Annotated in this window: 24 protein-coding genes; 9 read left to right on the top strand and 15 right to left on the bottom strand. The window is 46.5% G+C overall.

Going from position 1 to position 26,594, the window contains the following annotated elements; all coding sequences use genetic code 11:
• Positions 1-642 precede the first annotated feature (642 nt).
• From C0033_RS12050 to C0033_RS12035, 4 genes are read right to left on the bottom strand one after another with little or no spacing between them, the layout of a single operon-like run.
• A complete protein-coding gene (locus C0033_RS12050) occupies positions 643-1,158 on the bottom strand; it encodes a YjbQ family protein (RefSeq protein ID WP_103228126.1) in 516 nt (171 codons plus the stop codon).
• Entirely contained in the window at positions 1,159-1,860 is a 702-nt protein-coding gene (locus tag C0033_RS12045; protein ID WP_207656872.1) for a triose-phosphate isomerase, read from the bottom strand.
• Positions 1,861-1,877: 17 nt separating this feature from the next.
• Positions 1,878-2,708, bottom strand: coding sequence for a class II fructose-bisphosphate aldolase (locus C0033_RS12040; protein ID WP_103228124.1), 831 nt, complete (start codon positions 2,706-2,708; stop codon positions 1,878-1,880).
• Between the two features lie 19 nt (positions 2,709-2,727).
• On the bottom strand, positions 2,728-3,855 hold the full coding sequence (locus tag C0033_RS12035) for a uroporphyrinogen decarboxylase family protein (protein WP_103228123.1): 1,128 nt from the start codon (positions 3,853-3,855) through the stop codon (positions 2,728-2,730).
• Positions 3,856-4,004: 149 nt separating this feature from the next.
• On the opposite strand from C0033_RS12035, the gene C0033_RS12030 reads away from it, so the two are divergent.
• Positions 4,005-4,970 (top strand): sugar-binding domain-containing protein, encoded by a 966-nt coding sequence (locus C0033_RS12030; protein ID WP_180994698.1) that lies wholly within the window; start codon positions 4,005-4,007, stop codon positions 4,968-4,970.
• A gap of 62 nt (positions 4,971-5,032) precedes the next feature.
• Here the strand turns inward: C0033_RS12030 and C0033_RS12025 are convergent, their stop codons facing one another.
• From C0033_RS12025 to C0033_RS11985, 9 genes are all read right to left on the bottom strand, one after another.
• A complete protein-coding gene (locus C0033_RS12025; RefSeq protein WP_103228121.1) occupies positions 5,033-6,550 on the bottom strand; it encodes an FGGY family carbohydrate kinase in 1,518 nt (505 codons plus the stop codon).
• 56 nt (positions 6,551-6,606) lie between these two features.
• Complete coding sequence (locus tag C0033_RS12020) at positions 6,607-7,737, bottom strand: cysteine desulfurase family protein (RefSeq protein WP_103228120.1); 1,131 nt, start codon at positions 7,735-7,737, stop codon at positions 6,607-6,609.
• 12 nt (positions 7,738-7,749) lie between these two features.
• Positions 7,750-8,028 carry a hypothetical protein gene (locus C0033_RS12015; protein ID WP_103228119.1) on the bottom strand — a complete coding sequence of 93 codons (279 nt, stop codon included), beginning with the start codon at positions 8,026-8,028 and terminating at the stop codon, positions 7,750-7,752.
• A gap of 20 nt (positions 8,029-8,048) precedes the next feature.
• Positions 8,049-8,519 (bottom strand): PTS sugar transporter subunit IIA, encoded by a 471-nt coding sequence (locus C0033_RS12010; RefSeq protein WP_103228118.1) that lies wholly within the window; start codon positions 8,517-8,519, stop codon positions 8,049-8,051.
• A 35-nt stretch (positions 8,520-8,554) separates the two neighbouring features.
• Positions 8,555-9,811, bottom strand: coding sequence for a PTS transporter subunit IIC (locus tag C0033_RS12005; protein ID WP_180994697.1), 1,257 nt, complete (start codon positions 9,809-9,811; stop codon positions 8,555-8,557).
• 35 nt (positions 9,812-9,846) lie between these two features.
• Entirely contained in the window at positions 9,847-10,158 is a 312-nt protein-coding gene (locus C0033_RS12000) for a hypothetical protein (RefSeq protein ID WP_146043761.1), read from the bottom strand.
• A 277-nt stretch (positions 10,159-10,435) separates the two neighbouring features.
• The gene (locus C0033_RS11995; RefSeq protein WP_242984485.1) at positions 10,436-10,849 is read right to left on the bottom strand and encodes a protease complex subunit PrcB family protein; all 414 of its coding nucleotides are present in this window, start codon (positions 10,847-10,849) and stop codon (positions 10,436-10,438) included.
• Positions 10,850-10,940: 91 nt separating this feature from the next.
• On the bottom strand, positions 10,941-11,216 hold the full coding sequence (spoIIID, locus tag C0033_RS11990; RefSeq protein ID WP_103228114.1) for a sporulation transcriptional regulator SpoIIID: 276 nt from the start codon (positions 11,214-11,216) through the stop codon (positions 10,941-10,943).
• Positions 11,217-11,356: 140 nt separating this feature from the next.
• Positions 11,357-13,633 (bottom strand): AraC family transcriptional regulator, encoded by a 2,277-nt coding sequence (locus C0033_RS11985; RefSeq protein WP_180994696.1) that lies wholly within the window; start codon positions 13,631-13,633, stop codon positions 11,357-11,359.
• Between the two features lie 397 nt (positions 13,634-14,030).
• Between C0033_RS11985 and C0033_RS11980 the strand changes: the two genes are divergently transcribed.
• The 8 genes from C0033_RS11980 to C0033_RS11945 all read left to right on the top strand — a co-directional run bounded on the left by C0033_RS11980 (position 14,031) and on the right by C0033_RS11945 (position 22,955).
• Entirely contained in the window at positions 14,031-15,002 is a 972-nt protein-coding gene (locus C0033_RS11980; protein ID WP_180994695.1) for an ABC transporter permease subunit, read from the top strand.
• A 19-nt stretch (positions 15,003-15,021) separates the two neighbouring features.
• Entirely contained in the window at positions 15,022-15,915 is an 894-nt protein-coding gene (locus C0033_RS11975) for a carbohydrate ABC transporter permease (protein ID WP_103228111.1), read from the top strand.
• A 122-nt stretch (positions 15,916-16,037) separates the two neighbouring features.
• Positions 16,038-17,690: an extracellular solute-binding protein gene (locus tag C0033_RS11970; protein ID WP_103228110.1), complete on the top strand. Its 1,653-nt coding sequence runs from the start codon at positions 16,038-16,040 to the stop codon at positions 17,688-17,690.
• A gap of 39 nt (positions 17,691-17,729) precedes the next feature.
• Complete coding sequence (locus C0033_RS11965; protein WP_103228109.1) at positions 17,730-18,770, top strand: Gfo/Idh/MocA family oxidoreductase; 1,041 nt, start codon at positions 17,730-17,732, stop codon at positions 18,768-18,770.
• A gap of 13 nt (positions 18,771-18,783) precedes the next feature.
• Positions 18,784-19,599 carry a sugar phosphate isomerase/epimerase gene (locus tag C0033_RS11960; RefSeq protein WP_103228108.1) on the top strand — a complete coding sequence of 272 codons (816 nt, stop codon included), beginning with the start codon at positions 18,784-18,786 and terminating at the stop codon, positions 19,597-19,599.
• A gap of 21 nt (positions 19,600-19,620) precedes the next feature.
• Positions 19,621-20,652: a Gfo/Idh/MocA family oxidoreductase gene (locus C0033_RS11955; protein WP_103228107.1), complete on the top strand. Its 1,032-nt coding sequence runs from the start codon at positions 19,621-19,623 to the stop codon at positions 20,650-20,652.
• On the top strand, positions 20,649-21,956 hold the full coding sequence (locus C0033_RS11950; protein WP_103228106.1) for a sulfatase: 1,308 nt from the start codon (positions 20,649-20,651) through the stop codon (positions 21,954-21,956). Before C0033_RS11955 ends, C0033_RS11950 begins: the two co-directional genes overlap by 4 nt.
• Before the next feature lie 42 nt (positions 21,957-21,998).
• Positions 21,999-22,955 (top strand): uroporphyrinogen decarboxylase family protein, encoded by a 957-nt coding sequence (locus C0033_RS11945; RefSeq protein ID WP_103228105.1) that lies wholly within the window; start codon positions 21,999-22,001, stop codon positions 22,953-22,955.
• Between the two features lie 121 nt (positions 22,956-23,076).
• Here C0033_RS11945 and C0033_RS11940 read toward each other — a convergent pair whose 3' ends face one another.
• Together C0033_RS11940 and C0033_RS11935 are read right to left on the bottom strand one after the other, a co-directional pair.
• Positions 23,077-24,621, bottom strand: a complete 1,545-nt coding sequence (locus C0033_RS11940; RefSeq protein WP_103228104.1) for a helix-turn-helix domain-containing protein — start codon at positions 24,619-24,621, stop codon at positions 23,077-23,079.
• Position 24,622: 1 nt separating this feature from the next.
• Entirely contained in the window at positions 24,623-26,425 is a 1,803-nt protein-coding gene (locus C0033_RS11935; protein ID WP_103228103.1) for a sensor histidine kinase, read from the bottom strand.
• Positions 26,426-26,594: the final 169 nt, after the last annotated feature.

Here is a 26,594-nt window from a genome sequence, read left to right as displayed (position 1 = left end):
GAGCCGGGAGAGGAAAAGCGCAGGGGGCTGTCCGGGGCGCTTTTCCTCTCCCGGCTCCGCCTCCCCATTCCGTGCTGGTTTTCGCTAGCCTGATTAAAAACAATAGTTTTGCATCGGTATTTATGTAGTATCGCGTTTGCATAGATCGCCAAAAGATTTTCAGCTCTCACTTTATATGTCAAGTCATTTCACGAGATGCCTTCACCCTTTACATTAAATCCTCAAGGCTTTTCCGAAAATGCCTTCACCCTTGATGTAAAAACCTACTCTCCCATCCACCAAATCTTTTTTTCCTCAGCTAGCCAAGCAACAGCCGGAAAGAAGGGGAAACCTGGGCGGGCGGCGGACATAGAGAAAGACAGGGGATCGTGTGCAGACCCTTAGTGATACTTGGCCGGCAAGAGCGGAAAAAGGCAGACAAATACTGAATTCCGAATCAGTATTTGAGGCGCCCTTGAGCGATGAAGTCATCAGGAGTTCATCGCGAATGGCGCCGCGCTGCCTTTTTCCGCTCTTGGCGGCCTAGTATCACTTAGGGTCGTAACTCGAATCCCCTGTCTTTCTCTATGTCCGCCGCCCGCCCAGGTTTCCCCTTCTTTCCGGCGTACCTTACTCAGTTAAATAAAGATTTGCCCCCCATATTTATTGGCCCAGGATCATTACGTGGCAGTTGCGGTCGCGCACTCTATTTTGGTCCCAGTCGATGAAATATATGTAGCCTACTGAACCGGTCTTTAATTTGCCGTTCTCTAAAATAAAGGATTCGCTGGCTCCGAATAAGGATCCCCTTATATGTGCATCACCATTTAAGATGGTGCGCGGGTCGGCCGGATAATTCGGATCGTCCAGGCTCATCAGGAAATCCACATGCTTGGGCCCGGGATATCTGTAGTCCCGGTCTTCTGTAACCTCCCGCGGTACAATGCGGTCCAGAATGCGGTTTAAGTCCACTTGGAGGAACTCATCGCCGTTGAAGTCGGTATCGTGTACAAATTCTTCAAAGATCACCGAACATGTGGTATGCTGGGACTGGACTACGCAGAGTCCGTTGCTGATTTCGCTTTTTTGTATGATTTCATTTACCTGATCTGTAATATTATGATAAGACGGTCTGAAACCGTTGGATGTCACATGTACTGTATCGTTATATATTTTCATTTATGCTTCCCCTTTTATCTCTTTTCCGGCTTTGTCTAATGCCTCCATCATCTCTTCGAGCGCAGCAAAAGGATCTTCTGCTGCTACAATCCCGCTGGTAGCCCCTGTTCCGTCCGCGCCTGACATAATGGCTGCATAGACATTCTCCCCATTGCTTATCCCTGCCGCCTGTAATACAAGTGTCTTTGGAGAAACAGATTTAACCGCTTCGTTGGTAGATTTCATATAAGCTTCCCCGCTGACCTTCCCTGTTCCAATCAGTCCGGACGGTTCACACACCATAATATCCGGGTGAAGTCTGGCAACCGCTTCTGCTTCTTCCGGAGTATCCGCGCACACAATCGTTATTATTCCCAATTCATCTGCTCTGGATATGGCCTTTGCCAATTCACTGACCGTCATAGGGTGTTCCACGTGATTTAAGAAAACCGCCGATACTCCTGCTGCCGCCAATGCTTCAGGAAGCACATGCCCCATTCCTCTTCCGGGTACGATGCCGTCCATATGCTGAGCCGTAATGATCAGATTCTCGGTCTCTCTTTTAATAACCGGCAAATCCACCAGCTGAGCGGTAAAGAAAACATCCACGCCATATTTTGCTGCCAGACGGTCTGCATATTTTGCCAATTTCAGCGAATCTGCACCATATAAATAAGCTTTGGGGTTCACTACAAAAAATGGCCTTTTTATTGTCTTTTTCATCATTTCCATCTCTCCCGTCATCTGTAAAACACATTAAAATAATGTTCTAATATCTGAGCCATCCCCTGATTTGCCGCTTTTTTAAGGGACAGATAATCTCCCGGTTTTTCTTCGTTAATCTTTTCCATAGCTCCAAGCAGAAAATCCGTAAAAATATTGATCTTCGTGATTCCTTCACAAGCACAACGGTAAAGATTTTCGTCTCCGGAACCGGAACCGCCGTGAAGAACAAGCGGGATCGGAAGGGCATCTGCCAGCTGGTGAAGGCGTTCAAAATTAAGCGCCGGTTTTTCCATTCCCTTATAAATTCCATGAGCCGTTCCTATGGAAACAGCCAGGGAATCCACTCCGGTCCGGTTCCAAAATTCCACAGCTTCTTCAACCTCAGTGTATACGGAATCCGAATTCTGGTAATCCGTATAATTCTCTCCTCTTCCCACATGTCCGATTTCCGCCTCAACGGTAACTCCTCTGGAATGGGAAAACTCGACGATTTCTTTTGTTTCTCTCACATTTTCTTCAAAGCTCTTCATGGAAGCGTCGATCATAACAGACGTAAAGCCCGACTCCACCGCCTTTTTTATGTAATCTATATCTTCGCCATGATCCAGGTGAAGCACAACCGGTATGTTTGCTCTTTCGGCCACAAATCTGCCCACAGCTGCTGCTTCATCAAGAGCTATCACATCATTTAGCACTTGGGCAAAAGACAGGATAATTGGCTTTCCCGCTTTCTCCGCCGTATTAACAAATGTTTTCGCTGAATCCAGATCCACATAGTCAGGCGCCAGAATGCAGTATTTCCCGGATTTGGCATTTTGCAGAAGTTCTTTGGAATTTACAATCATTTTTTGTTCCCCCTCTCGGTTATTTGTTATAGACTCCGTACTTTTTTCCCACCTCGTACATATGGAAAAAGTTTTGAATGGGAACATCGATTTGAAAATGATTGGACGGAGACAGGATATACCCTCCATTTTTTCCAAATGCATCGATCCGCTTCTTCACATCTGCCTCAGTATCTTCCAAGGTTCCTGTTAAGGCGCACTGGATGTCCACTCCTCCGTGGAAAATCAGCTTGTCACCAAATTCTGCCTTTAAATCCTCAGATTCCATCTCAGCGGCCAAAGGCTGAAGCGCGCTTTGGATATCCACTCCCATCTCTATGAAATATGGCATCAGCCGCTTTACGCTTCCGCAGCTGTGAAGAAATATTTTCACATTGGGGGCAGCCTTTTTACAGGCATCAAACAGGCGTTTATGAGGTTCTAAAAAGAATTCTTCAAAGATAACGGGAGAGATAAACGGAGCTCTCTGTGTGCCGAAATCAGAAGAAAATTCAAGCCATTCAATATATGGTCCTACCGCTTCCAGATAATAAACATTCAGCTCTGTCAGTTTCTCCGTCACCTTTTCAATCAGCTTTTCCGCAAATTCCGGCTCTTCGTACAGGTCCACAAAAAACTGCTCTGTTCCTCGTAAATACTGGCATAATTCAAAGATGGTTCCTGAAGTGGCCGATGTGGCGGTGATCGCAAAATCCGTATTTTGATACCAGTCTTCCGCTCTCTCTTTCAGGCCTCTGACGCGGCCCTCATCCCTGATATCCGGCCATGGATACGTCTCCAGGTCCTCAATCGAGGCATCAGCTAAAGGATGATAACTGAGAGAAGGATGAATGCCGATCAGTTTTCTGCCTACACCCCATTCGTCAATAATATTCCCCGCCTCATCCACATAACTTTTAAATCTGTCCGGGCGGCCGATATTGATATGCCTGAAATCGGATCCCACATAATCACTGATCCTGTAATCTTCATATTCTGATGTGGAACCGGGGCGTATCCGTTCCCCCAATTCCTCAAACTTCAAGTATTCCGCCACGCTCAGATAAAATTCCGTATTCATCCGGCTGTCGGTTCCCCATAGATCCATAGGAACCCGGTCCGGTACTTCTCCGCGCAAAACAGCGCGTACACGTTCCCTGCTAGTCATCCTCCGTTACCTCCTCGTATTCACAATACCGTCTTCATTAACTGACTTCATCATAAAACAAAAATGAACATTTTTCAATATATTTACACAACAGTATTGCACATTTGTTCACAATGTTATACAATGACAGTAATCAAAAGAGAGGGAGTGTGTTAACATTGGAACAGAGTGAAAAAAGGAAGAATATTATTAAGGTTGCCAAACTGTATTATTATGGAAAGATGTCCCAGGATGATATTGCTCAGATGATGGGAATCTCAAGGCCCAAGGTTTCACGCATGCTGGCGGCGGCCCATCAGTACAACATTGTCCAGATTGTGATCAACGATCCGCTCTTTTCCAACACGGAAACCGCGGAAAAGCTGCGCGCTCATTTTGGCCTTAAAAAGGTAGTTGTCGTGTCTGCCGGGAATAATATGGATGAGGCGAAAGATAATATTGGAAAAGCTGCCTCTGAATTTTTGAATGAGAATTTGACCGACTCAATTCGAATCGGAATCGCATGGGGAACTACTCTTAATGCCTTTGTCAGCCGTTTTCAGGCCGCCCGGTCCGTTCCCAAAGCAAAAGTTGTGCAGCTGGTAGGCGGAACTTACAGTCAGACTATGCATATGGACGGCAGGGAACTGGTGAAAACTCTGGCAAAAAAATTAAAATGCCAGTTCAGTCTTCTGCAATCCCCGCTTCTGGTCCATAATCCGCATTTAAAAGAACTTCTGATGGAAGAGCCTGAAACTATGGAACATTTTGCCCTTCTCAAAGATCTGGATATCGCCTTTGTTGGTATCGGTTCTTCCAACTACAAAAACAGTGTTCTGTATAAGGCCAAATATTTAGATGAATCGGAGGCCAGGAACCTGTCCGAGATGGGGTTATGCGACATCTGCGGCCATCAAATCGATATCAACGGCCAGGAACCTGACATCGGGATCGCCGGACGTCTGATCGGCATCTCCTTAGACGATCTGGCTAAGATCCCTATGGTGATCGGCCTTTGCGCCGGAAACGACAAAGCCATGCCGATTATAGCCGGTATCCATGGCGGATATCTCAACGGGCTGATCATTGATGAGATCGCTGCCATTTCCTTACTGGAAGCTGAAAAAATCAAGTAAAAGGATAACGTTTATCCGGAAAGAAGAAAGGATTCCGAAAAGAAAAGGAACGCAGAAGCAGGTTATTTCATTTGATGGAAAATACCTGCTTCATCTAAAGCTTTATAGGTTTTACAATACAGCCGGTAAAGCTCATCGTAGATATTTCCGTTCTCTGCATTCGGTTCATAACGCTTATCCACTTTTACCATCCGGGCCACGCCTTCTTTAATGCCTGCAAAAGCGCCGACTCCGGCGCCTGCGCAGATGGCGGCGCCCAATGCAGCCGCATCCGTCACTTTCAAAGTTTCGCAGGGTATTTTATATATATCTGCCTGAATCTGGTTCCATATCTCCGATTTAGTGGCTCCTCCCACAATTCTGGCGCAGGAAAATTCCAGGCCGAATACGTCAATGCTTTCCATGATATCGCGCTGTTCCATGGTAATTCCCTCCACGCAGGCCCGGGCCATGCAGGCTCTGTCATGTGCCAAAGTAAGGCCGAGGAAACATCCCTTGGCCTCATTGTTCCATCTGGGCGCTGCGCTTCCCGCAAAATACGGAAGCATGAGAAGGCCTTTTGCCCCTGCAGGAATCCGTTCTATCATCTGATTTAAAGTCGTATATACCTGATCTCCATCCATATGCAGTTCATATGCCGCAATCTCATCCCGAAACCATCGGAATACTCCCGCCGCTGCATTTTGCAGTCCTTCAAATGTCCACATTCCATGAACTGCATGATTTGTAACCATCGCCTGCCCTTTCGGATCGCGGTAACAGGTGTTTAAAAGGGCTGTGGCCAATCCTCCGGTTCCAATGGATATGGAAATCATCCCGGGCTCCACAATGCCGGCTCCGATGGCAGCGCTGTTCTGGTCGCCTATGCCGACGCACAGAGGGGTTCCCGGGGCTAAACCGGTTCTTTGGGCGGTCTTCAAATTCACGGCTCCCGCTAAGGTTCCGGAAGGCATGATCTGAGGCAGCAATTTGGGACTGATGTCAAATGTCTCCAGCAGTTCCTTGCTGTAACAAAAGTTACGGCTGTCCCACAGACCAAAAAAGCATGCTTCCGGCTCATCACTATAATATCCTTCGGCCCCTAAGCCGTGCAGAATAAAATCCTGAAGCTGTACGATCTTTTCGGTCTGCTTCCAAAGCTCCGGATCGTGCTTTCTGGTGTGAAGGATTTTGGGCAGCATCCACGTGGGGGATACGGGAAGGCCCGTGATGTCATAAAACCGCTCTTTTCCCACCGCTTTTTCTATCTCCTCTGCCTCTTCTGCCGCACGGTTGTCCAGCCAGGAAATCATCTTTAACGGCTCTCCCGACCTGTTCAAAAATACTGTACTGCTTCTCTGCGCACTGATGCCCACTCCGCCGATCAGCCGGCTGTCAATTTCTGAGGAAGAAACTGCTCTTTGACAGCATTTATATACCGCCTCTAAAAGCATGCCGCAGTCCTGCTCCACCCATCCCGGCCTGGGATAAATGCACTCATACTCTTCATAAGCATATGATGCTGCATTTCCTTCTAAGTCAAATATGACCGCTTTTGTCCCTGTAGTCCCCACATCAATTCCCATCAGATATTTCTTCATCCGTTCGTCCCCCAATTCTGTTTACAGTCCGCATCAGGCTTTATCCATGTGTTTCATTAACGGTTTAATCTCCTAAATGCCGCTTCCAGACAATCGCAAATTGTATCCGCCTCTGTCTCTGTCATATATGAGCTTAATGAAATCCTGACACACCCCCGCAAGTATTCCTCCGGCACCCCCATTGCCCTGATCACGTAAGAGGGTTCCACGCTTTTTGTGTTGCATGCAGCCCCCATGGATATCAGAATTCCTGCCCTATTCATATAGAATACCACTGCCTCGGCCTCAATGCCAGCAAAACCAATGTTGCACACGGATGGAGCGCTGTAATCCGGTCCGCTGTTGATCAAAATACCTTCTCGTCCTGAGAACCGAGTTACAATCCGTTCTTTCAGCCGTTCCATCTGTTTTACTGATTTTTCACGGTTTTCTTTCAGCAGCATGGCGGCATGTCCCATGCCAATTAGAGACGGAACATTTTCCGTTCCGCCTCTCAGATGATTTTCCTGCTGTCCGCCTTTAATCAGAGCCGAAACAGGAATCCCTTTTCTGCAGTAAAGCGCCCCGCATCCCTTTGGCCCGTAGAATTTATGGGCTGAAATTGTCAGCAGGTCGACTTCCGTCTCCCTTACATCTACCGGCTGAGTGGTCATGGCCTGCACTGCGTCTGTGTGAAATACCGCGCCGGACTGATGGGCAATCCGGGCCAGTTTTTTAATATCCTGAACCGCTCCCGTTTCATTATTCACCCACATAACGGATACCAGAAAGGTATCCTCTGTTATGGCTTTTCTAAGGTCTGTTTCAGATACTCTTCCATACCGGTCCACCGAAAGATAGGTAACTGAAAAGCCTTGTTCCTCCAGCTGGCGGCACGGTTCCAGAACACCGTGGTGTTCAATTTCAGTTGTAATAATATGGCGTTTCTTGTTGTCCGGATGAAGGGTAACGCCCTTTATGGCCATATTATCGCTTTCCGTTCCCCCGCTGGTAAAGATGATCTCCTCCGCTTCCGCTCCAATGCAGTCAGCAGTCCGGGCCCGCGCCTTCTCTAGCGCCTCCCGGACCTGTCTGCCGGCCGGATAGACAGAGGATGGATTAAAAAACAGTTGGCTGTAATAGGGCGTCATGGCCTCCAACACTTCCGGCCGGACAGGCGTTGTGGCGGAATAATCTGCATAGATCATGATATCACTTCCTCATTCTTCCAGATGATTTACAATTTGTTCAATCAAAGCCTTTTCCCCGATATGGCTGATAAACGGTTTGCCGCTTATGACAGGACATTTTTCTTCCTCAAAAAACGGAAACATCTCAATGATAAGATCATATCCCGGGGTCACATAACTGGTTTCCCATAAATTTTGTATTTTTACGTGAATTTCCTGATTCCTTGTGAGGCAGCGTTCTTTAATCTTATCCGCCGCTGTCAACATGGTTGTCCCGCATAATCCTCCGGCAATCAGCACCTTTTTCATATTACCTCCCAAATTCCGGATCAGTCCTCCTGATACCGGCTGCCGGATTCCATGATCTCCATGAATTGCTCGGGCGTTTTTGAAGCATATAGGTCGAGAAGCATCTGTTTTTTACAAAATACATCCATCAAATCCTGCAGACCGCTCAGATGTTCCCCTTCTCCCTGAGCATTTGCCATAACAAAGACAAGCTTCACCGGCAGTTCCTCTGAATAATCCGATGCATTTTGGAACAAAACCGGAGTTCTCAGCTGGGCAACCCCTATCCCGGTCTTTTTTACCGTACTGCAAAATGCGTGGGGAACTGCGGTCATCACGCCTTCGCTGGGAAGTCCTGTGGGATAATCCTTTTCCCTGGCAATAACTTCATCATAGTAGTCAGGCCCCACATATCCCATTTCAACCATCTTATCCACCACCGCGCGGATCACCGTCTCTTTGTTCTCCGCCTGCAGATCCATTACAATCAGATCACGATCCAATGTTATCATCTAAATCCCCCTATCAATCATCTATTCAACAAAATTTATTTAAATAATTGGAATATGTATACCATCACTGCGCCCAGAGGATCACCGCCCATATCAAAGCTGGAATTGACCACTGCCTGATCTGCCAGCCCCAATAAGCCCATCGCCTGCGTATGGATCGGAGCCATGGCGGATGCAATGTAAAAGATTGGAATTGACCAGATCAGCACGAACAGGACAATTCTGAAAACATTTCCCTTCAGCTGCGCTGCCACCGCGCCGCACCAATAGGGAATTACGGCCAGGGACGCGATTGGAAGCATGGCATTACCGGGAAGCAATACCGCTAAAATCACGATCATGGGATAGAGTAAGACCGCAGATGCCATAACGGACGGATGTCCCAATAATGCTGCACAGTCCACTCCAACATAGACCTCCCTGCCTTCAAACCGATCCTGTACAAATTCTGTAATCGCATTGGCGATGGGAATGATGCCTTCACAAAGGACTGATACCGTCTTAGGTAAAAATACCATCAGTACGCCGATCTGAACCCCCAGGTTGAGCACTTCTCCGTACCGGTATCCGGCTAAAATACCGATGATCACACCGATAACCGTACCCATAACTCCCAATTCTCCGAATATTCCCATTCTCTTTCTTATATTTTCCGGAGATGCATTGATATCCCTGATTCCCGGTATCTTTTCTAAAAGACCGTTAAACGGTTTTGCAAAAAGAGCCAGAAATGAAACTGTACAAGGTACTGCGATTCCCGGCATGTCGTTAAACTCCTGATAATCTTTAGCCGTAATATCCGCAATTATGCTGCCGATTGCCAGAAAAAGGACTCCGGCCACCACGCCCAGCGTGATATTGCCGCCGGTCGCAGCCCACACAAAACCGCCGACCACGTTACCATGCCAAATGCTCCAGATATCGGTCCACATGGTTTTTGTCAGTTTTAAAAGTACCATCACGGCATTTACCGCTAAAATCCCCAGTATTACAAACGCCAAACCAGGCCAGGCAAAAGCGATTCCCGAAGATCCCCACCCCAAGTCAGTAACAGTCAGACCGGAATTGAAATTCTCCGAAAATGCCTGTATGGCCGGAGTGAGCGCCCCTGTTGCAGAATTCACCACCATGTTCAAACCAGCCAGACCAATTCCCGCATAGATTCCGCCTCTTATGCTGTTTTTCGCACCTGCGCGGAACACAAAACCTAAAATACACATTACAATAGCAACTAATACAGATCCCCCAAGGCTTCCCAGCACTGCTGATATACTCGCTGCAATATTTCCCATCCCCATATTCTCCTTTCACGACAACAGCCGTTTCCTTAACTCACGCTGATTTCATCCAATTTTTCCACAATCTTTCCTGCCAGCTCCTCTTTGGCCTTTTTCGAACCAATCATAAAAGGCAGACCCTTAAATCCAGGCGCTCCATAGGATTCATCCATCTGTGTCATCCAGACAATGACCATATTGGATCTGCCTTTATAAGGGCCGATATCTCCAATCATCGCATGAATCACCTGCACATCACTGCGCCCTTTAGACGCCAGATACTCCGATATCTTGTTTTTTGCATTCAACGACGTGTTAATTCCTGCACCGCATACACATAAGATCAATTTACCTTCTGCCATATTTCCCTCTCGTTCCGCTGCTGCAGCAGCTAATAAAATTTTTGGATACACCGGTTTTTATCTCTGATTTCATTCTATTTTAAATGTTACGTTTTTTCAATATATGCATCCAATAAAATTGAACATTTGTTCACTTTTTATTATAATATGAGATGATCACCGTACAGGCTGTAAGTATTTTCCGCACAAAAAAATCCCTCCAAAGCAGAAGCTCTTTTCATCTAAGCTGTCTGCTTTGAAGGGATTCTTTCCCGTTTTTTCACATTTTCACATTTAGCTATTGGAAAATCACCGGATTTTCCAGGAATTCTGTCTTTACGACGATATAGGGATATGACGGTTCGGTTCCCGTGTTTTCCCCGTTGCCCGGTCCGGTCAGTTCCGTATCGATGACGATGGAATTGTCGGTCAGATACAGCTCCTTGACTGCGATGCTGTAGCCGCCTGTGGGCTGCTGTCCGTAGCCTACCACTATGTACAGATTCTGGTCGTCACTGTAAGTAAGTTTAAAGCTCTGAGCCATTTTCTCGGTAATAATCTTCTGAAGCTCTTCAGGAATCTCTGTTTCGCTCACTACGGTAAATTCCAGATCCCTTACCTTGCCGCCGTCATCTTTACTGGCACTGCACCCGCCTAAAAAACGCGCCATCAATACCCATAGTATCATACTCACTAAAATTACCGCCTTCATGCTCAACGTTTTCTTCATAAAGAACCCCCTCCACAGATTGATTATTATCATTCTATGATTGGAAGGCGGATAGTATTACAATTATTTGTTGCTAATCTTCTTTTTTGCTGCACATCTGCAGTCTGTGCTGGTATTTCTCTTTGGTTGCCAGACCGCCTCTGATATGACGCTCAGATTTATTGATGTCCAGAATGATCCGGGCCTTGGCCGCCAGAGATGGATTGATGTTCTCCAGACGGTCGGTGACATCTTTATGTACCGTTGATTTGCTTATCCCAAATTTCTTCGCCGTCTGCCTTACCGTGGCATTATGGTCTATGATGTAGTTGGCGATAGCTACCGCACGTTCTTCGATATACTCCTTCAAAACTGAATCTCCTGAGGATGTTTTTTACATCATATTACAAGCCGGAGAATTTTATGCAGAAGCATCTTATATTTTTAATGGGAACGCCTTAATGTTCTTAAAGTTGAACCTTATGGGGTGCTTATCCTCCGTCAACATGGTTATGCATCCCCGTCATCCCTCACCCGCGAATGAAGAGTACGATATTGTTTCGGGGTGATTCCCTCATGCTGCCTGAACTTTCGTGAAAAGTTTGCAGCGTCCGTATATCCGCACTGTTCACGAATTTCTTTGATAGAAAGTTCTGTGTCCGCCAAAAGCTGCTTGCTTCTCGAAAACCTTTTCTGGTCGATGAACTGCATCAAAGATACGCCCTGCTTTTCCTTGAAATAACGGGTCAGATAGGATGGAGAAAAGGACAGATCCTGTGCAATTACATCCAGTGTTAAATCAGGAGAAGTATAGTGCTGGTCAATATAATTAAGAATTGCTGTTTCAAGGCTGTTGTTTAATCTGGTATTCTGCGTTTGGTAGATTGTATTTGCGATCATACAGCACAGATCGTAAACTTTTTTCTCCAGATAAGCAGGGGGCACGTAAAAGTTTTCATACAGAGTTTCCAACTGATAGAACAGCACTTCACGTTCAGAAGCAGGACATTTCTGAATCGTTTTTGAAAGCTGGGCCATCAGGTCAAAGTAAGCGATCTTATAATCGGCGAGAGAAGACCGTTTGACAACTTCAGAAAAGAAATTTGCGCATTGATTGGCTATGTCGGTGTGATTGCAGCAATTGATCGCCTGTATGATTGCGCTGATGCTGATTTGTGAACTGCTGGAACGGTTGCTCATATCTAACTGAGCAATATCGCTTTCCCGGATACAGCAGTTGGGGCGAAAAATATAATACCGGAAAGATTTTATCGCATTTCTGTATGCATGGGGCAGAAATTCTTTTCTCTTGACGATACCGCTTATGCTGCATGAAATCCTGAGCTGGAATTTATGCTGCAGATTGTCCCGTACCTTACATATAAAATCGTATTCGTCAGCATCGCTTGGAAGAAAACACAAGGCCGCATTGGCAAGAGATCCCGGCAGTCTTGCCATTATGCCATATCCGTCCGCTTGGCATTCTGATGCAAAACTTTCATGCAACTGGGACTGAAGGCAGGAAAGTTCATCGGAAGGAAGGGTCTGCGCATTATCAAAGCGAAAGATGCATACGCAGGATTTGTGGGCGGAATCGGAAAACAGGCGGTCGTATTTTTCTAACAGCGCATCGGAAAAGCTTGTGGCTCCGGAAAGCCCCATCAGAAATAAAATATACTGCTCCTCTTCCATCTGCGCGTGGGCCACTACAGTTTGGGACAGCACTTTTTGCTGTGAAAGCAGATTCTGAAAAGAGGAAGCGATCTGGTCAAATTCATTGCCGGAGGAATCATCGTCTTCAGGCAAACGGTCCTGAATGCGGAGGTCTTCCACAAGTGTATGCAGCGGTTTGGCGCTGTGTCTTGTAACGATCCTCAATATGGCAATGCCGAATATGAGAGAAGACGCACAAATACCGAGAAGAAGGTAGATGGAAGCGTTCAGGGAATTATAAAAAGTGCTTTGGGGAATGGATTGGAAGACAGTAAAAGAATACAAATCGCTGGTGTATTCAAAATGCTCGTCCTGATTTGAATCCGCATAGCCAAAACCATCCTTCACCCCCTGCTTCGCCTCATCGAAGGTAGGAAACGAGGTTCCGGAATAGAGAAACAGATCACCGAAAGGGTCAAAAAAATAGATATCCCCGCCGTATTTTGCAACAAGATCAGAGAAGGGCTTAATAAATTCATTCCGGTTTAAAAGGAAAAGAATGTATCCCGGGGATGAAAGGTCTTCCGGAAAAATGGGCATAGCGTACAAAAGATATTTAGGCGAGACAATATCATCGGTCAGAAAACAGGGCCCATCGATACCTTGAAGGCTGGTGAGCAATGTCTCGTAAGGAAGGCTGCTTTCGCATTGTAATGAAAGATAGCGGTCACCGCTGTATACGCCGGCATCCGTATATACGATATGGTTGATTTCTTCATAAAGAGAGAAAGTGTAAACAAAACCAATACTTTTTAAGCTGCTGATATATGATTTGAAGAGATTCAATTCCCGGATGATGTTGTGCGGATATGTACGGTTTTTAGATATATTATAGGCGCCGAGCTTGGAGTTATTCTGAAAGATCAGATCACAGCGCATGGCCCCATATAGAAAATACTCTATATTTTGGCAGGACTGCTCTAATGTGAGAACCTGCATCTGTTTCATCTCTTTTTTTGATTTCAAAATCGCCCGCGCATCCAATGTGCCGAATATGAGAACCATTGCGAAAAAAAGCGCAATTGAAAAGCGGAAAATTGGCTGAAACGCACGTGGAAGATGTTTTGTTCGCATAAAAACCTCCTGATCAGTGATATGTGAAGACGCCATAATAAACCGCTTTCTAGCAAATATTATACAATTATTAGGATAGGATGTCAATTATCAGGGATGTACGGCCGTATTTTTTGTATATTTCTAACAACGATATGACTGTCTGTTTAATGGCTGCTCTCCGGACTCATAACCGTTCAGCCTTCCGGAATCGGCACAGGCATCGGAAGGCTGAACGGTTACCCGGATTCTAATCACGCCAAAAACAATTATAGACAAAAAGTATCAAAAAAAGCAGCCGTAATAGTAAATTTATGCAATATAAAGCAAGAATTGCATGTTGTAACCGCAATACCCTTAGTGTAGTATGTACAATATATTCATGTTTTAGCCAAATATTTTATAAGGAGTGAACAAAATGAACAGACCGGTTACAAAAGCACCTCCTCTCAACTCCACTTGCCCACAGGGCAAAAATGGGAGATGGCATGGGATCTTGATGAAGCTCAATCGATCAAAAGGGTTGTACCTTTTCCTGCTTCCTGCGGTAATATACTTTTTGGTGTTTAATTATTTTCCAATGTACGGCGTACAGATTGCATTTAAGGATTTCTCTCCGGTTCTTGGAATTACGGGAAGCCCGTGGGTTGGGTTCCAGCATTTTGACAGATTCTTTCATTCATACTATTTTACCCGCCTGATAAGAAATACCCTGTTTCTTAGCCTGTACAGCCTGCTGGTTTCGTTCCCGATTCCCGTTATTCTGGCCCTGGCCTTTAACGAAATAAGCAGCGAAAAGACAAAAAAAGTGGTTCAAACGATTTCCTACGCACCTCATTTTATTTCGATTGTAGTTATGGTGGGCGTGCTTAATCTCTTTTTCAGCCAGAGCAATGGTCTGATCAACAAGATCCTCGTGGATCTTGGGATGGAAAAAATACCGTTCTTAACCAGTTCAAGCACGTTTCCTCATATGTATGTCTGGTCCGGCATATGGCAGAACACCGGCTGGAATGCAATCATCTACATAGCGGCGCTTACGGGAGTTGACTCACAGCTTCACGAAGCCGCTCAGGTCGACGGCGCATCCAGGTGGCAGCGGATTCTCCATATTAATCTGCCCTGTATCCTGCCCACAATAACCATCATGTTTATTATGAATGCAGGCAAACTGATGAATATGGGCTTTGAAAAAATCTTTTTAATGCAGAATCAGCAGAATATCGAAACATCTCAGGTCATAGCGACTTTTGTATATCAGAGCGGTCTTCTTAACGCAGATTATGGGTTTGCAGCCGCCATCGGTTTGTTCAATAATGTGATAAATGTTGTGATGCTGCTTCTTGTGAATAAGATTTCACAGAAACTGAGTGAGACCAGTTTATTCTGAGGAAAGTGAGGTTATAAAAATGCGGAAAACGAAAATAAAACAGTCGCGCACAGACAAAGTGTTCGGCACTGTCGTCGCAGCCATTGTTGCATTTGCAGTGTTTATCACCCTTTATCCGTTGGTCTTTGTCCTGTCGGCATCCATCAGTAACCCGATGGAAGTATTCCAGGGAAACGTATGGCTTCTTCCTAAAGGAATTAATTTTGAAGCGTATAAACAGGTTTTTATGAATAAAAAGATTTGGACCGGCTATAGGAATACGATTTTCTACACCTGCCTTGGCACGCTGATCGCAACCACTCTTTCCATAAGCGCAGCTTATCCATTGGCGCGCAGGAAATTATACGGCAAAAAGATTCTCATGACTTATTTTATGATAACCATGTTTTTTAACGGCGGAATGGTTCCCACTTATCTGATCGTTCAAAAGCTGGGGCTGTACAACTCTGTTTGGGCGGTCATTTTAGTCAATATGGTTACTGTTTACAATATTATTGTGGCAAAAACATTTATCCAGACCTCGATTCCCGAGGAACTGTACGAGGCGGCGGAGATAGACGGCTGCGGCGATATCCGCGCATTCTTTAAGGTAGTGCTGCCGCTGTCCACGCCTATTATTGCCGTACTGACTCTGTTTTATGGAGTAGCTTATTGGAACAACTACTTTAACGGCCTGATCTATGTGGGATCATCCGACAGATATCCGCTGCAGCTTATCCTGCGTGACATTCTCCTGTCAAACGCCACCAGTGAGATGGTTGATGCAATGGAAACGGATATCAACAAATTGATGGTTTCTGAAAGCTTGAAATATGCAGTTGTCGTTGTCTCCAGCGTACCAATGCTGATCCTTTATCCGTTCCTGCAAAAGTTCTTTGTGAAGGGAGTTATGATCGGTTCGGTAAAAGGTTAAAAGGGAACATCGGTCCGTATATTAAACCGATAAGGGGGTCTTATGATGAGAAAAAAATGAGCATTCAATCAGGGGGTATAAACGAAAATGAAAACAAAAATTAAATCAGGAGGGGTTTTATAATGAAAAAAAGAGCGATAAGTTTGATTCTTGCAGCGTCACTCTGTACCGGTATGCTCAGCGGATGCGGCGGACCGGCAGCAAAAAGTACCGAAAACACCGGCAGCGCAGCTTCGTCTGCAGCATCCCAGGAGACAGCCGGAGATTCCAATGTCAATAAAACCGGAATGCCCATTGTCAATGAGCCCATTGTTTTAAAGGGGATGGTGGCTCAGAATATCAATGTGGGCGACTGGAACGAGCATCCTGCCATCAAACGCATGGAGGAACTGACCAATATAAAGATTGAATGGGAATGTGTCCCCGATGCAGGTTTTAAAGAAAAACTGAACCTGGCATTCGCTTCCAACCAGCTGCCGGACATCATTATGCGTGCCCAGATAAGTCCGTCCGATGAAATGAAGTATGCCACCAACGGGCAGATCATCGCATTAGATGAATATAAAGATTATGCCCCTAATTTTTATGCGGTGCTGGAAGAATACCCTGCCATCGCTAAAGGAACGACGCTTCCGGACGGCCACATCTACTCTTTGCCGCAGATCAACTTCACCGAGGGCAACCTGATCATGCATCAGTGGATCAACAAGACCTGGCTGGACAATTTAAATCTGCCCATGCCCACAACAACGGATGAATTGTACGATACTCTGGTAGCGTTCCGCGATCAGGATCCTAACGGAAACGGCATTAAAGATGAGATTCCATATGCGGTTCCGGCAAAACAGTATGCCACCAGAATGTTTGAACATCTGCTCGGCAGTTTCGGACTTGGCGTAAACGGCACGCTGAATGTAGTGGATTATGACTTCACATGGCTGGAAGTGGACAAGGATAAAAAAGTTAATTTTATTCCGACAGAGGAGAAATTTAAGGCTCTTGTCGAATATCTGAATAAACTTTGGTCGGAAGGCCTTATCGATCCTGAATCCTACGCAATGGATGATTCTCAGGTTTCGGCAAAAGCCAATGCCGACCAGATCGGTTTTGTTAACCGAATGGGCAACACGCAGTGGCTGGGCGGCGTTAAAGACAATTATGTGCAGCCTCCGGTTTTGGAAGGCCCCTTCGGCGACCGTTATTACACCTACCACATCGGCAATCTTCAGTCCACCGGAACAGCAGTTATCACCTCTTCCAATAAGTATCCGGAAGCAACGATGCGCTGGCTGGATTACTTCTACAGCAAAGAAGGCACCACTTTGATGCGCTTCGGCATCGAGGGCGAAAGCTACGACGTGATTGACGGGAAAAAGGTATTGAGGGAAGATATTACGAATAACCCTGACGGTCTTTCTCTGGATCAGGCGCTGGGCAAATGGGCGCTCTTCCCAGGCGGCAAACTGCCTCAGTGTATTACAGACGACGTGGACGCCAGCGCGGCGCAGCTGCCCGCTACAAAAGAAGCTAATGATGTTGTGCGTGATTACATCAGTCCGGGCCCGGAGAATTTCCTCCGCGTAAATTATACGGCCGAAGAAAGCAAAAAGATGGATGTCTACAAAAAGGATATTCTGGATTATGCCAATGAAAATACGGTTAAATTCATTACAGGCGAACGGCCTATGAGCGAGTGGGATGCATTTATCGCTGAATTTGATAAAATGCCGGTGGATGAATATGTTGCCATCAACCAGACTGCATTGGACCGTTAAAATATTTCTGAAAATAACATAAAAAAGGAGCAGCAAAACATGAAAGAAATTCGTTTAGGAGTGATCGGATGCGGCAAAATCGCCAACGAGTACCATCTGCCCGCATTGGCGCGGGTAGATGGAGCAAAACTCGTTTGGGCCTGCGATCTGATTGAGGATCGTGCGGTAAATGCCAAAAAGGATTTTGGGTTCGAACAATATACCCTGGATTACCGGGACATCTTAGCTGACCCAACCATTGATGCTGTGTGCGTGTTTACAAAGATCGAAATGCACGCAACACTCTGCAAAGCGGCTGCGCGCGCCGGAAAACATATTTTCAGCCAAAAACCATTTGCCTACAACATTGAAGAAGGCCGTGATATTATCCGCACCGTTGAAGAATGCGGAGTAAAGCTGACGCCGTCATTTATGCATTCCTATATGGACGGTTCCCTCGCGGCACGTCAGATCGTGGAACAGGGGCTGATTGGAGAAGTCAGGCATATCAGAATGCGCAATGCAACCAAAAATCCCTTTGATTCCGCGCCGGGATACGGCGGCTGCATGATGGACATCGGCTGTCACGGCATGGATTTGATCCACACGATCTCCGGCGCCAACATTAAACAGGTATTTGCCCTGCACATGTCTCCGGAAGATGTAATGGAAAACCGGGGCTGCGGCGAAAGTGCTAATTTAAACGGCGTGGAGAATACTTCGATACTGAATTACCGCCTGGACAACGGCGCAACGGTATTCCATGAGATTTTCTGGACTCAGGTGGCATGTACCAAGCGCTTTGAAATGGAGATTTACGGGACCAAAGGCACTGTTTACTTATATAATCCTCACCGCAGCGATATCGTTTATTACGGATGGAACGCGGACGGCGATCCCCGCAAAGATGTGGAATGGAAGGCTGCTCCCGTAGAACCGCAGTTTTTCGGATATCTGCAGCATAAAGCCTTCGTGGATGATCTGCTGAACCATACCAGCAACAGCAAAACAGCGCGCGATGCCTTTGTTCCGCTTCAGGTAGTTGAAGCAGCACGGCGGTCACTGGCTTCCGGACGCATTGAAACAGTTCTTGGAATTTGAAAAGGAGGGCATTATGAATAAGATTGGATTTATTGTGGAGATGAAAGACTGTAAAGATTCCTCTGATCTACGCAAGTGGGTGGATTTGGCAGAACAACAGGGAATCGACGGCGTTGAGCTTTTATTCAATGCCAAAGCAGGACTGGATTTTGATGTCGATAAGATTAAGCCGGCATTTGAACATACCCCGGTGGTGCCGGCGGCCTGCGGATGCTGGTGGCTGAACACAATCAGCCCCGATGCGGATGAACGCGCAGAGGTTCGCGAAAAAATGCATCAGTTCCTCGATATGGTGGATCAGATCGGATGTAAAATGGCATTCTTTAATACCGGCGAATTCGATCCGGAAGATGTGGATAAGAACATTCAGGAATTCAAAAAAGAGTATCTGTCTTATAAACAGTACGCGGATGAGCGCGGCATCACATTGGCATGTTATCTGGGCCACGGCGGAAATTTCGTGCGCAGCCGTGAAATATTGCGTAAGTTGTGCGCAGAAATCCCTGAATTTAATCTGAAGGTGGACCCTGTTGGCATTATGCGCAATATGAAAGCCGATCCCTATGAGATCATCAAGGAATTTGGAGGAAGAATCGTCCATTTCCATGCGAAAGATATCTTCCGGTATGGAGACGATAACTTCGAGATTGAACCGATTGTAGGCATGGGGGATCTTCGCTGGAATGTGATGCTCGGCATGCTCTATCACCACGGTTACGATGGTTACATTGTGATCGAACCTCACGGCCCCATATGGGCAAAACCGAAAAACCGCTGGAAAGCAGTGGTTCTTGGAAAGCGCCATATTGAACAATTCATGGTGCGCTGACGGAAAGGAGTCCTGTTTTCGATGAACAAACATGTATTGCGAACGGCTATCGTGGGATGCGGAAACATTTTCCCGATGCATGCAGTGCCGGTTCAGAAGATGAATGAAGCGCAGCTTGTAGCCGTATGCGACTGTAAAGCGGACCGCATGGAGAAAGCGGCAGCCGAATTTCATTGTGCCGGTTATACGGACATGGATGAAATGCTTTGTAAGGAACATCCCGATGTTGTACATATCTGCACGCCCCATTATTTACATGCTCCTTTAGCTGTAAAGGCGCTGAAAAGCGGCTGTCATGTAATGACGGAAAAGCCCATGGCCATCAGCGATGCCGACGCTTTGGAAATGCTGAATACATCTGCACAAACAGGAAAGACGCTGGCGGTCATTTTTCAGAACCGCTATAACGCCGGCTCTCAGCTGATCCGCAAATGTTTGGATGACGGTTCTCTTGGAAAGGCAGCAGCCGCAAGAATGATTCTGACATGGGACCGATCGGAGGAATATTACAGCAAAAGCGATTGGAAAGGCACATGGGAAAAAGAAGGCGGCGGAGTGATAATTGATCAGGCCATTCATACGCTGGACTTGATGCGGTGGTTTATGGGCCATAACGTTTCCACTGTTCAGGCGGCATTTTCTAACTGGAACCATCCCGGCAGCCATGTGGAAGATACGGCTCAGGGACGGATTCAATTCGAAAACGGCGCATATGGATGCTTCTACGCCATGAATCATTTTTGTATGAATTCACCTGTATTTTTGGAACTTATCTGTGAAAAAGGCCGGGCAGTTATGGAAGGCCCCAGGGCGCATATCTATCTGAATAACGGACAGGAATTTATCGCATGCGAAGATCCGGCAGATATATTCGAATATGGCGACGTGAAACGCTATTGGGGCACAAGCCATGTAAAACAAATCCGCAACTTCTACCGTTATTTAACCGGCCGGGAAGATTTGTATATCAGAGCGGAGGACGCATATAAGACACAGCAAATGGTGTGCGCCATTTATGATTCAGCAAGAGATAATAAGGTGGTGCTGCTATGAAAGTAATTTATTTTGACATAGATACCCTTCGCCCGGATCATTTGGGGTGTTACAAAAGCCAATTGAACACTCCATGGATTGATTCGCTTGCGCGGGACGGCGTGCGCTTTACACAGGCATTTGCATCGAATACACCGTGTATGCCGTCCCGGGCGGCTCTGTTTACGGGACGTTTCGGAGTCTGCAACGGGGTGGAGACGCACGGAGAACGCGCGCTTTCTGTCAATACGCCGAAAGAGGACGCCTTGTGTTTTTGCCTCTGCGAACAGGGCGTGGAAACAGTGGGAATTTCCTCTTTCGGACGCCACCCGGCGCCATGGTATTATCAAGGCTTCTGCCAGGTGATTGATCCTTCATTCCGCACAGGAGGAGGACATTTTCAACGATTTTCGGGAAGTGAAGTAAACCGTGCAGCCCGGGAAGTGCTGACCACATTTAAAGGTGAAAATCTTTTTCTGCATCTGCACTACTGGGACCCCCATGGTCCGCTGGCGCCTCCGGATGAGATTCTCGCACAGACTCCTGCCCCCTCCACAGAACACATCCGGGATCAGGAACTGGACGCCCTTTGCTCCTCTAAGGAATATCGGGGCGGTGAGCACGTGGGAGTGAAAAACCGTCAGGATCTTTGCCAGCTTCTGCGCAGATATGATGCGGAGATTCTATACACGGACAAGCTGATCGGCGAAATGATTGAATTCCTGAAAAAGGAAGGGATCTACGATGACTGTGCGCTGATTTTAAGCGCAGATCACGGCGAGCAATACGGGGAAGCACAGATGCTGCTTGAGCATGGTACGGTGCATGACAGCTGCATCCACATCCCGATGATCGTAAAATTCCCACACCTGGAACATGCCGGGGAAGTGTCGGATTCACTTGTATACGGTTTGGACACAGCGCCGACAATCACCTCATTTTTCGGAATCGAGCCGGCCGAAAGCTGGGACGGCATAGCGCTGCAAAACGTCATAAACGCGGATGGGAAACGGGATTATCTTGTGTGCGACCACGGCTTATACACTTGCCAGCGGGCGGTGTTTGACCATGAATGGAAAATGGTGCACACCTTTAATTCCGGCGTATGGGATTTTCCTGAATATGCACTTTTCAACCGGAGGAAAGACCCGCTGGAGTTAAATGATCTGGCGGCCGAGAGGCCGGATATACTGCGCAGTTTTCAGGAAAAGGAAGCGGGCTGGCTGAGAGAAACCCTTCATGGAGAATCTGATATTCTGGAGGAGCTCGGAAAGGCAAACGCACAGCACGGATGGGTGGCAATTAAACGTTATCACGAAAGCTGAGATGTCCGGTAAATTATTGATAAAAATGAAAGTGGGGTTATAATGACTGGTAAAGAAAGGGTTTACGCACTCCTGAACGGAGACAGCTTCGACCGTCTGCCGGTAGGATTTTGGATGCATTTTCCGAAAGAATGTTTTTATGGTGAAAAATCCGTCAAGGCACATTTAGAATATTTTGAAAAGACAAAGACAGATATAGCCAAGGTTATGACCGAACATCTGATGCCATGTGATCACAGCATTCAATGTGCAAAGGACTGGAAAAATGTGCCTGTATACGATGAAAATGCACCGTTTATTCAGGCACAGGCAGAACTTCTGCGTGAAATTTTTACACAAAGGACAGACCTCGCTCCCATGGCTACGCTGCACGGAGTGGTGGCATCTGCATCCCATACATTGCTGGGGGCGCCGGAATACGATTCCATCGGAAGGTACGCACAGATGTATCATCTGCGCACGAATCCCGATGCATTTGAAGCAGGTCTGAGAAACATTGCGCAAAGTCTGTGCAGCATGGAAGACGCTTTTATTAAAGCAGGGGCCGAGGGAATTTATTATGCGGCACTGGGCGGGGAATCGGATGTATTTACAGCTGAGGAACATGCGAAATACATTGCGCCGCTAGACCGTTTGGTCATGCAGCATGCGTATGATGCGGGGGCAAAATTCGTTGCACTGCACATCTGTAAGCCGAGAGCGGATATAAAACGCTTCTCCGATTATCCCTGCGACATTGTCAACTGGGGAGTGCGTGAAAGCGGCACCAGTTTGCGGGAAGGTGCAAAGATATTTAGGGACAAGATTATTTTGGGCGGATTTGATCACAGGGAAGGGCCGATGATTGAGGGCGATATGGAGGGAATTGCGGCACAGACACGGAAGTTAGCCGTCTCTATGCCGGATATCCGGCTGATACTCGGCAGCGACTGCACGCTTCCTGGAGGATTGGATTATGCAAATATCGCTGCGGTGGCAGAATGCCTGGATGCGATGTGATTGAGTGGCAGAAGACAAATTGTATGAGCTGCAGAGAGGTCAAACATTCGATTGCCAGCCCCCCTGCAGCCTCATCTGTAATATTTATATTGAGCGGTTTAAATCCTAACAATGCAATTTCTCAGCTGATATCCTGGCTGTTCTTATACTTTGAAGGAGACACCCCTTTCACCTTTTTAAAAGCCCGGCAGAAATTTGCATTATCGCTGTATCCTACCCGCTCTCCGATCTCATACAGATTCAGATTGGTAGAATGAATCAGTTCACAAGCTTTTTCAATCCTCAGGTTCTGAATGTACTGGCTGAAGGTTGATCCCGTTCTGTTCTTAAACAGAGTGCTGAAATAATTGGGATGAAAGCCCAGATAACTGGCGGCGGATTGAAGGGAGACATCGGAATTGTAATTCTCTTCAATGTATTTTTTCGCCTTTTGTATGGTAAAATCATCATGCCCGCTTAATTTCTCCACGATTTGAGTTAAATACAAATCCATAATTTGAATCATATCCTTATAAAGCTGGCCGGCGGAGGTAACGTTTCGAATGGTCAGCATAACATCGTATTCCGTAAATTTATACTCGCTCACCGTCTGGATAAAAGAATTGCTCTTTCCCATGATGGAATACACCAGATTCATCAGCTGCTGCTTAAAATCCCGAACCGGAACCAGGTCCCTTCCGGCCTGCAAAAACATCCTCCCCAAAATTCCGGAAAACGCTTTCAAATCATACTCACAGAAACTGTCGGACAGCTGCTCCATCGTCTTTTCATAGGGAAACGGCTCTTTTAAACCATCGATTCCCATCCCGGTTCCCGGCATATCATAAAAGAACCGGTCCAGCTCCTGAATACATTTAATATGCTGTGACGGCAGATCCTGTATGGGTACAGGATTTTCGCAGAACCCGTATTTAATTCTGTTTATGTTGAAATATCTTCTGATCTCATCCACAGGAGGACAGCTCTGATATTTTGAAAACAGGATTACAGCCCAAAAGCCTTTATATTCTCCTTGTATCACCATCCATTTATCCAATTCCGCCATATGTGCGAAAGTATCCTCCAATTGGACAAACAAAAGCTGCCTGTCTTCCTCTCTGCCCAGGTTATTCTGAAATACATCCAGCGTGGCCAGCCAAAACAGCTGGCCTTCATCCAGAGCATATTCCTGTAAGGGAACCGTATCTCTGCCGGCTCCGCTCAAAAGCTGATTAACACTTTTTTGCTGCATAAAAAATCTTTTTTCCACATTTTCCAGAATGGAAGGCTCAAATCCGTGCATCACATTTCTGAGCTTGATTTTCTTTACACAGGATTTCAAAACCTCGGCAAACTCTTCCAGAACCAGAGGTTTCAGCAGATAGTCCACGGCCCCCATTCTCATGGCACGGCGCACCAGGTCATAATCATCAAAACCGCTGATCATGACAACCAGCCCCCGGTACTGCAGATCTTTCAGTTTTCCCAGCATCTCCACGCCGGTACAGAGAGGCATCTTCACATCCGACAAAACCAGATCGACCGGCTCAGAGCAAATCGTCCCTACGGCCTCAATTCCGTTCTCTGCTTCCGACAGGCGCACTTCCTCACCCAGAATTTCCCTTATATAGTTTATCACTTCAAATCTGATATTTTCTTCATCATCCACCACAAGAATATGCAGCATGTTATTTCCCCCCACTTTCAGGAATCAGCGGTATCACAACCGTCACCATCGTCCCATTCCCCGGTACAGACTGAATTTTGATTCCATATCCGTCTCCGTAAGACAATCCAATTCTCCTGTTTACATTTTTAATCCCAATGCTTTTAAAATCCTCGTTTTTTCCATACAGATAGTCATTCAGCCGTTCCAAAGTCTCCGGTTCAATGCCCTTTCCATTATCGGTAATGCGGAACACAATGTTGTCTCCGGACCGGCTGCCGATCACCTCGATAATCCCCTCCCCTTCAATGGACTGAATTCCATGGTACAGCGCATTTTCCACGATAGGCTGTAAAACCAGGCGGATCATACGGCAGGAATAGAGTTTCGGTTCAATATAGACATGAAAACTGACCCGGTTCCGGTAATGAAGCTTTTGAAGGCTCGTATAATCATTCAGATGATTCATCTCCTGTTCCACGGTCACATAATCGCTTCCCGACGTCACACCATACCGGAGAATCTTTGCCAGAAGATAGGCCATCTGGCTTAAATCCTCTTCCTCGTGTCGTTTTGCAGAAGCCCGTATGGTTTCCAATGTATTATATACAAAATGCGGGTTGATCTGGGCTCTGAGCATCTGAAGCTCCGTTTGAGCCTGAATGGTCTGTTTCTCATAGACTTCATGAATCAGACAGTCGATTTCCTTCGCCATCGTGTTGAAAGAATGGGTGAAATCCCCCAGTTCATCACGGCTGTTATCCTCCACGATGCAGGAAAAGTCACCGCTTTGTATGGTTTGGCACGCCTTTTCCATCCGGCTCAGAGGTTCGGTGATGCTGAGAATCATCCGGTTCATCAGCAGCATAATTCCCAGAAAAAATACCAGCAGAACGAGTAACGGCAGAGCCTGATACAGCAGGGCGGCGCGGATAATCGGTCCGTATGGCGTTTCAAGCACCGCCAGATATCCATTGGGAAACCGTGCATAATTATAGATATACCTCTGCCCATGTCTTTTAACGGTAATGTGGTTCCGGTCAATAATATCCCTGCTTCCAGAGAGTTCCAGCTTACTGTTAACGGCGCTGTATACAGATTCATCCACATTTCCCTGAATCAGGTCCCCATCCGGGCTGAATAATCCCATGGTCTGTTCCTGATAAGAACGGTTGCTCTCAAAATACTGCCGGCTGGACTCCAGGCTTATGCTGGCAATAACCAGCCCTACCGGCGCCCTGTGTTCTACGCGCATAATCGCCCTTGCGGCGCAAAGCCCGTTATCCGGCGGCTCCAATCCCATATCTCTCAGGTTGGCGGCCGGACGCATGGTAACCGATCCCATCTGCTCCAAAGTATCCCTTACCCATGGCAGATTCATATCCCCCTGAACCACAGTCGTCGCCGACACGCTTTGGCTCCGCTTCAGTCCGGCTCCATTTCTATCATAAACGGCGATGACGTCCAGATTGGGGTACAGCATCAGCATTTTTGTAAAATTGCTTTCCGTATCGGCATAATATGCCAGGATTTCCGCGTCACTATGCTCTTCTGAAGAGAGATATTTATAAAGATAAGTTGGTTCCGGGCTTCTAAGAACCGGAAATTTTGTTACGGAATCAAGCGCCGTAAACGCGCTGTTGATATCTTCCGCATATTCATTCATTATGCGGGAATTCAAAGAAACGGCCTGATCCTGGGAATCTTTCACATAGTTGAACATCATATAACTGCACCATATTGCCAGCAGAACCGTTATGACAAAATAAAGACACCTCAGCCTGGTTTTGATAGAAACCGTTCTGAGTACAGAGAATTTTTTCATGTAATTTCCCCCTCATACCTTCAAGAATAAAGGGAATTAAGGCTTTCGTCAACGGACATAAGCAAAAAAATATTTTTTCCATCATCTTACATCATGACAACAAATCTGAACTGCGGCAATTCACAGCAAGTCCCAATTTTGTTATAGTACTAACAGAGGTTAACAAAAA

The sequence above is a fragment of the Clostridium sp. chh4-2 genome, from assembly GCF_002899675.1.
Classification (GTDB): Bacteria; Bacillota; Clostridia; order Lachnospirales; family Lachnospiraceae; genus CHH4-2.
This window is presented reverse-complemented; position numbering and strand designations above follow the sequence as displayed.

Coding starts and splice junctions, on each gene's coding strand:
- C0033_RS12025 (WP_103228121.1), bottom strand. CDS start 6,550: ATGAAGAAATATCTGATGGGAATTGATGTGGGGACTACAGGGACAAAA.
- C0033_RS12005 (WP_180994697.1), bottom strand. CDS start 9,811: ATGGGAAATATTGCAGCGAGTATATCAGCAGTGCTGGGAAGCCTTGGG.
- C0033_RS11950 (WP_103228106.1), top strand. CDS start 20,649: ATGAAAGTAATTTATTTTGACATAGATACCCTTCGCCCGGATCATTTG.
- C0033_RS11985 (WP_180994696.1), bottom strand. CDS start 13,633: ATGCGAACAAAACATCTTCCACGTGCGTTTCAGCCAATTTTCCGCTTT.
- C0033_RS12035 (WP_103228123.1), bottom strand. CDS start 3,855: ATGACTAGCAGGGAACGTGTACGCGCTGTTTTGCGCGGAGAAGTACCG.
- C0033_RS11955 (WP_103228107.1), top strand. CDS start 19,621: ATGAACAAACATGTATTGCGAACGGCTATCGTGGGATGCGGAAACATT.
- C0033_RS11970 (WP_103228110.1), top strand. CDS start 16,038: ATGAAAAAAAGAGCGATAAGTTTGATTCTTGCAGCGTCACTCTGTACC.
- C0033_RS11995 (WP_242984485.1), bottom strand. CDS start 10,849: ATGAAGGCGGTAATTTTAGTGAGTATGATACTATGGGTATTGATGGCG.
- C0033_RS11945 (WP_103228105.1), top strand. CDS start 21,999: ATGACTGGTAAAGAAAGGGTTTACGCACTCCTGAACGGAGACAGCTTC.
- C0033_RS12010 (WP_103228118.1), bottom strand. CDS start 8,519: ATGATAACATTGGATCGTGATCTGATTGTAATGGATCTGCAGGCGGAG.
- C0033_RS12015 (WP_103228119.1), bottom strand. CDS start 8,028: ATGAAAAAGGTGCTGATTGCCGGAGGATTATGCGGGACAACCATGTTG.
- C0033_RS12020 (WP_103228120.1), bottom strand. CDS start 7,737: ATGATCTATGCAGATTATTCCGCCACAACGCCTGTCCGGCCGGAAGTG.
- C0033_RS11965 (WP_103228109.1), top strand. CDS start 17,730: ATGAAAGAAATTCGTTTAGGAGTGATCGGATGCGGCAAAATCGCCAAC.
- C0033_RS11935 (WP_103228103.1), bottom strand. CDS start 26,425: ATGAAAAAATTCTCTGTACTCAGAACGGTTTCTATCAAAACCAGGCTG.
- C0033_RS11960 (WP_103228108.1), top strand. CDS start 18,784: ATGAATAAGATTGGATTTATTGTGGAGATGAAAGACTGTAAAGATTCC.
- C0033_RS11980 (WP_180994695.1), top strand. CDS start 14,031: ATGAACAGACCGGTTACAAAAGCACCTCCTCTCAACTCCACTTGCCCA.
- C0033_RS11940 (WP_103228104.1), bottom strand. CDS start 24,621: ATGCTGCATATTCTTGTGGTGGATGATGAAGAAAATATCAGATTTGAA.
- C0033_RS11975 (WP_103228111.1), top strand. CDS start 15,022: ATGCGGAAAACGAAAATAAAACAGTCGCGCACAGACAAAGTGTTCGGC.
- C0033_RS12045 (WP_207656872.1), bottom strand. CDS start 1,860: ATGAAAAAGACAATAAAAAGGCCATTTTTTGTAGTGAACCCCAAAGCT.
- C0033_RS12050 (WP_103228126.1), bottom strand. CDS start 1,158: ATGAAAATATATAACGATACAGTACATGTGACATCCAACGGTTTCAGA.
- C0033_RS12040 (WP_103228124.1), bottom strand. CDS start 2,708: ATGATTGTAAATTCCAAAGAACTTCTGCAAAATGCCAAATCCGGGAAA.
- C0033_RS12000 (WP_146043761.1), bottom strand. CDS start 10,158: ATGGCAGAAGGTAAATTGATCTTATGTGTATGCGGTGCAGGAATTAAC.